At 64.6% G+C, this 6,398-nt stretch carries 5 protein-coding genes; 4 read left to right on the top strand and 1 reads right to left on the bottom strand.

Features of this window, described 5'->3' with window-relative positions:
• Positions 1 to 232: 232 nt before the first annotated feature.
• The gene (locus ACIOJF_RS17595; RefSeq protein WP_402741982.1) at positions 233 to 3,064 is read right to left on the bottom strand and encodes an FAD-binding and (Fe-S)-binding domain-containing protein; all 2,832 of its coding nucleotides are present in this window, start codon (positions 3,062 to 3,064) and stop codon (positions 233 to 235) included.
• Positions 3,065 to 3,194: 130 nt separating this feature from the next.
• Here ACIOJF_RS17595 and ACIOJF_RS17590 point away from each other — a divergent pair, with 130 nt between their 5' ends.
• From ACIOJF_RS17590 to ACIOJF_RS17575, 4 genes are all read left to right on the top strand, one after another.
• Positions 3,195 to 3,863, top strand: coding sequence for a GntR family transcriptional regulator (locus ACIOJF_RS17590; protein WP_105658974.1), 669 nt, complete (start codon positions 3,195 to 3,197; stop codon positions 3,861 to 3,863).
• A 4-nt stretch (positions 3,864 to 3,867) separates the two neighbouring features.
• The gene (locus ACIOJF_RS17585; protein ID WP_105658975.1) at positions 3,868 to 4,320 is read left to right on the top strand and encodes a hypothetical protein; all 453 of its coding nucleotides are present in this window, start codon (positions 3,868 to 3,870) and stop codon (positions 4,318 to 4,320) included.
• 119 nt (positions 4,321 to 4,439) lie between these two features.
• Entirely contained in the window at positions 4,440 to 5,825 is a 1,386-nt protein-coding gene (locus ACIOJF_RS17580) for an MBL fold metallo-hydrolase (protein WP_105658976.1), read from the top strand.
• 32 nt (positions 5,826 to 5,857) lie between these two features.
• Positions 5,858 to 6,397, top strand: a complete 540-nt coding sequence (locus tag ACIOJF_RS17575) for a rhodanese-like domain-containing protein (protein ID WP_105658977.1) — start codon at positions 5,858 to 5,860, stop codon at positions 6,395 to 6,397.
• Position 6,398: the final 1 nt, after the last annotated feature.

Here is a 6,398-nt window from a genome sequence, read left to right as displayed (position 1 = left end):
TGATCTGTCCCGGCTCGGCGATGTCCTACAAGTCCACCGCGCCACCAGCCACGGGCTACGCGCACAAGCCGTTCCCGCAATTGAGACGCGACTCGCAATGGATACAGCAACTCAAGGAACGGCTGAAGCCCAAGGACGGCCCCGAAGACCTCGCAGCCTGACTCCCGGCAAGCAACCATTGCGCGTACCCATGGCTTAATGCCGCTCGACGCCGCCGGCTTTGCTCCGACCTCTACTTGCTGGCGGCGTCTGCCAGCAGTTCAACGATGTGGCGGTATTCCTTGCCCGTCGCACGGGTCATGCCCAGTTCACAGGTGCGGTTGCACGAAGCGTGTTCCTGCGCATCCAGTTCACGAACCTCGGCAGCTTCGCGAGCGGTAGCCGACTCGGTCAGCTCCGGATGCAGCATGCCGCGGTCACCGGCAAAACCACAGCAGCCCCAGTTCACCGGGGTGTTCACGGTATCTGCCACAGCCTCTGCGATCTTCTGCATGTCCGGGTTCAGGCCCATCTGCGTGGACGAGCAGGTTGGGTGCAAGGTGACCGAGGAGATCTTCTCGAGCGCTGGCAGCTTCTCCAGCAGGTGCTGCGAAGTGAACGCCAGCAGGTCAACCACTTCGTAGCCATGCTCGGCCAGGGTATGCGCAAAGCCTTCGGTGCAGCTGGAGGCATCGGAGATGATCGGCAGGTCCTTGCCCGGCATGGCCGCACGGACTTCTTCCAGCACGCGCTGGCCCATGACCTCATGGCCCTGTTCGTAGCCCTTGGAAGTCCACGGGGTACCGCAGCAGGTGGATTCAATGCCCTCGGGAACGTAAACCGAGACGCCAGCAGCGTGCAGCAGCTTGGTGAACGCCGGGGCGACTCCTTCCCCGTCTCCTGCAGGGCCGAACATCGAATTCACGCAGGCTGGCAGGTAGATGGCCAGCGGCTCGGTGCCAGCTGCACCCAAGTTGCCGGCCATGGGCTTGCGCGCCTTGCCTCCACCAGGCAGGTCGGCATCGTAACGTGGCATGGTGTCGGTGCTGACCACCTTGCGCGCAGCATCGGTGGCACCGCGGACCAGCGAAGCAGGGAATTTATCGGCGATGCTCAGGGCCAGCGACCCAGCGCGCGTGGCAGGTCCCCATCCCTTGGCCGCGGCCTTGAAGCCGGCTTCCAGGACCGGGTGCGCGTCTTCGCGGCGCAGGCGCTTGACCAGCAGGCCCGTGTTGATGCCCACCGGGCAGGCGGTGACGCACATGCCGTCCACGGCACAGGTCTGCACGCCGTTGTATTCGTAGTCGCGCTCCAGTTCGGCCGCCAGCTCGGCGTTGCCCTCGGCTTCGGCCTTGGCGATGGCCCGGCGCACGACGATGCGCTGGCGCGGGGTCAGGGTCAGGTCCTTGGACGGGCAGACCGGCTCGCAATAGCCGCATTCCACGCAGTGGTCGGCCTCGATCTCGATGGTCTCGTTGAGCTTGATGTTGCGGATGTGCGCGGCGTGGTCTTCGTCGATGATCACCCCGGGGTTCATCATCAGGCGCGGGTCGCAGGCGGCTTTCAGCTCCAGGTGCACCTCGTAGAGCTCATCGCCGTACTGCGCGCGCACGAACGGCGCCATGGCGCGGCCGGTGCCGTGCTCCGCCTTGAGGTTGCCGTCCTTGTCCAGAATCAGCTGGACCATCTTGTCGTTGAAGGAGTTGTAGCGGTTCAACGCCACATCGCCTTCGAAACGGTCGGTGAGCATGAAGTGGATGTTGCCGTCCTTGGCGTGGCCGAAGATCACCGAATCAGCGTAGCCGTACTCGGTGAACAGCTCCTGCAGGCTGTCGCAGGTTTCGGCCAAGGACTCTACCGGGACCACGACGTCCTCGAGCAGCGCGGTGGTGCCTGTGGCGCGGGCACCGGCCACCGAAGCATACAGGCCCTTTCGGAACTTCCACGCGGCCTGACGGTTCTTCGCATCTGGGGACAGCACCGCTGGGGCGCGCAATGCCGATGCGTCGAGCAGCGACTGGCCAGCGGAGCGCAGCCCGGCCAGTTCCTCTTCGGTGTCCGCATGGTATTCGACCAGCAAGGCGGCCTGCTGGTCGACGTCGAAGCCCATGATGGCATCCGGCACGCCGGGCAGCGACTGGCCCACGCGCAGCGACGTGGAATCCATCAGCTCCAGGGTGGCGGCGCCGGAATCCACGAGTTCAGGCAGCGCCCGGGTGGCCAGATCCAGGTTATCGAAGACGGCCAAGGTGGCGATGGCCAGCTTGCGGATCGGCACGGTGCGGAAGACGGCCTCGGCGACGAAAGCCAGGGTGCCCTCGGAGCCGATGATCAGGTGTGCCATCAGCTCTGCCGGGGTGTCGTAGTCCAGGAAGGCATTGATGCCGTAGCCCATGGTGTTCTTCAGCGCGAAGTGCTTCTCGATCTTGGCGACCGAGGCCGGGTTGCTGCGCACGCGCTGGCCCAGCTTGTCCAGCGTGGCGACCAGTTGCGGTTCAGCGGCGGCCAGCTTGCGGTCGGCCTGCGGATCCGCGGTGTCGATCATGGTACCCGAGGGGAGCACGAAAGTCATGGATTCCAGGGTGCGGTAGGTGTTGAATTCGGTGCCGCAGGCCATCCCCGAGGAGTTGTTCGCGATCACGCCTCCGATGGTGCAGGCCGCCTCGCTGGCCGGATCCGGCCCCAGCTTGCTGCCATAGACGGCCAGGCGCGCGTTGACCTGGCGGACGGTGGCACCGGGCTGCACACGCACGCGCGCTCCGTTATCGAGCACGGTGATGCCGCGGAAGTTGCGGCGCACATCAATCATCAGTCCGTCGCCGCTGGCTTGCCCGGCCAGCGAGGTGCCGCCCGAGCGCAGGGTGACCGGCTGGTTGCCGCGCGCGGCCGCAGCCAGCAGGGCGGAGACTTCCGCGGCGTCCTTGGCCAGCACGACAGCTTGCGGCGTGTACAGGTAGTGCGAGGCATCCGAGGCGTAGGCAACGCGGTCGATGGATCGGGTCTTGACGCGATCCTGGTCGCCGACCAGATCGAGGATGTCGGATGAAACCGTCGTTTCTCCGAGTGCTGGCGTGCTCAATGCCATGGTGCGCTCCTGTGCAGTTGGCAAGCGGCGCTTGCCGAATACGAAAATTGTCTTACAAGTATACAAGCCATAGTAGTACTATTCATGGGATACTTGTTAGGTAAATTTTCCGCGGCTCGAAAGGACCCTGATGGCGGCCCGTTTAGGTGTGGTTTCCGTGGTTCAGGCCGTCGTCAAGTCACTGCGTGCCCGGATTTTCAGCGGGGAACTGTCCCCCGGCACCCCGCTGGGCGAAGTGGACGTCGCCGCGCACTATGAAGTGGCCCGGCCAACCGCCAAGGCCGCGCTGGAGAACCTCGTTGCCAGCGGCCTGCTGACGCGCAACGCGCATCAGAGCGCGAAAGTCACGCTGCTCTCATCCGCCGACGCCCGCGACATCTACCGCACCCGCGCCATCATCGAAGCAGAGGCCGTGCGGCTGCTGGCCAGCACCGGACAGGTCCCGGAAGCTGCACGCGAGGCCAATGCCGAAATCACCGCACTGCGCGATGCTTCCCCGATCCAGATCGTCGATCCGGATGTCCGCTTCCACTCCGCACTGGTCCAGGCCCTGGATTCGACCCGTACCAGCGCAATCTACGGCCAGCTCAGCGATGAGATCCGCCTGTGCATGACCCACGTCCAGGATGCAACGCTGCTGAACACCGCGGACATCGCCAGCGAACATGAACGCCTGCTCGAATGCATCGCCGCCGGCGATGCCCAGGGCGCGGCAGAGGTTTTGGCCCAGCACCTCTCCCGCGCCAGCACCCGATTGGCCGAGCACCTCGACAGCCTTTCCCAAGGTAGGCGAAGATAGGAGCATGGGCATTTTCGCAAGCAGGAAAAGCATTGAGCAGGACTTCGCGCGCATGACACAGCGCCTGGATGCGGTAGCCGCCTTCCAGGCCGAGGGGCTCAGCGCGAAAGCGCGCGTCCTGGCCACGGGCCTGCGCAAGATTGTTCCCGAAGCCGGGTTCGAGCTGGCTGCCAAGGATGCCACCGCATGGATCCACGCGCACGAGGCCCTGCGCCTGCTGGAAGGCACCATCTCGATCCTCGAGGGTTGGAACGGTTCACCCGACGAGGTCTTCATCTCCAGGGCGGCGAGCGCATCGCCCGATTCCCCGGCTGGCGAGGCGATGTCCGATGTTCCAGCCGATCACCTGGGTATTCTGCGCCCCGCAGACGACGGCACCCTGCAGCTATTGGCAACCTTGGACCCCGCGGAGCAGCTGCGGCTAACCGGCTGGCTGCGCACTTTCACCCGGGCATAAAAACACCTTTCCCACCTAGCGGCATTGCGGGCCTCCGCACATACCCCCACCCGTATTTTTGACATACCCCCGGGGGTATAGTTTAGTCTGGTTCCAATCCACCTTGAAAGGAACCAACCATGCTGCTTGAACGCCTCTACGACGAAGATCTCGCGCAGGCCAGCTACTTCATCGGCTGCCAGGCCAAAGGCGAAGCTCTCGTGGTCGACGCGCGCCGCGACATCGCCGACTACCTTGCCCTGGCTGCCAAGCACGGCATGCGCATCACGGCCGTCGCTGAAACCCACATCCACGCCGACTACCTTTCCGGAACCCGCGAACTAGCCGCCGCCACCGGCGCCACCAGCTACGTTTCGGGCGAGGGCGGCAAAGATTGGCAGTACGGATTCGAGGCAGAACGTTTGATGGATGGCGATATCATCACGCTGGGCAACCTGCGCATCGCCGCCCGCCACACCCCGGGCCACACCCCGGAGCACCTGGCTTACGCCATCACCGACGGAGCCTTCAGCCAAGACCCTGGCTACCTGCTCTCCGGCGACTTCATCTTCGCCGGCGACCTAGGCCGTCCGGATTTGCTGGACGAGGCCGCCGGCGGTGTCGATACCCGCTTCGAAGGCGCCCGCGATCTCTTTGCTTCGCTGAAGAAAACCCTGGCAGAATTGCCCGATTACATCCAGGTGCATCCAGGCCACGGCTCGGGCAGCGCCTGCGGCAAAGCGCTGGGCGCGGTCCCTTCCACCACGTTGGGCTACGAACGCGAGTTCGCCTGGTGGAGCACCTACCTGGCCAACGACGACCAGGACGGCTTCATCGCCGAACTGCTCAACGGCCAGCCTGACGCCCACGCCTACTTCGGCCGCATGAAGCGGCAGAACCGCCTGGGCCCAGCCATCCTGGGCCAGCTCGACCCCCTAGCTGAAATACCCGTCCAGCAGCTCCTCCAGCAGCTGGAGGCGGGGGTCTCGGTGTTCGTCGATACCCGTGGGCACACCCAGATCGCCGCAGGCACTGTTCCCGGCGCGCTGTCCATCCCGGGTACGGCGAAGACCGCCAGCTTCGGCGCCTGGGCCTACGATCCGGAAAAGGACCAACGCGCCCTGATCGTGCTGGCCGAGACCGGCGAACACGCCGCGACGATCCGCGCCCACCTAATGCGCGTGGGCATCGACGCGGTCAAGGGTTTCACCACCAGCTTGGAAGGCCTGCCAACGGTGAAGCCGAAGTCGATCACCCCGGCACAGCTGGACGATTTCGAGTACGAGATGCTGCTGGATGTCCGCAACAAGACCGAGTTCGCCGCCGGGCATATCCCGGGCGCCAAGCAGCTGTCCGGCGGACGGGTGTTGTGGAATCTCGATCAGCTGCCCGCCGGCGGCACCATCGTCACCTACTGCCAAAGCGGCATGCGCAATGCCGTGGCCGCCAGCGCACTGCGCGATGCCGGCTACAACGTCGTCGAGCTTGAGGGCAGCTACCTCGGCTGGTCCTCCTTCGCCAACTAGCCACCCCCGCCACGAAAGCTGAACTGCATTCAATGACTACCCCTTTGACCACCATGGACGCCGAAGCACTTAAATGCCTGGTAGAAGCCCCCGACACGGACCTCGCCTTGATTGACGTGCGCACCGCGGGCGAATTCGAAACCCTCCACATTCCCGGCTCGTACAACGTGCCGCTCGAAGAATTCACCGCCAACGCCACCGAGGTGCTCGCCAAGATTCCAGGCAAGCCGGTGCTGATCTGCCACAGCGGCAACCGTGCTTCCAAGGCGCAGCGTGCCCTGCAGGAGCAACAGATCGAGCACAGCACGGTACTGCTTGGCGGCGTCACCGCCTACGAAAATGCCGGCGGCACCATGGTGCGCGGCGTGCAGCGTTGGGCGCTGGACCGCCAGATGCGCATGACCGCAGGTTCCGTGGTGCTCGCCGGGTTGCTCGGAGCGAAGTTCATCTCCCCGAAGTTCGCCTATCTTTCGGCGGCCATCGGTGGCGGACTGGTGTTCTCAGCCCTGCGGGATTCTTGCCCGATGATCAGCTTCTTGGGCAAGATGCCCTGGAACAAAGTAAAGAAGTAGG

The sequence above is a fragment of the Glutamicibacter sp. NPDC087831 genome (assembly GCF_044742845.1).
In the GTDB taxonomy this organism is placed as follows: domain Bacteria; phylum Actinomycetota; class Actinomycetes; order Actinomycetales; family Micrococcaceae; genus Glutamicibacter.
The sequence above is the reverse complement of the archived record's forward strand: the minus strand, read 5'-3'. Positions and strand labels throughout refer to the sequence as shown.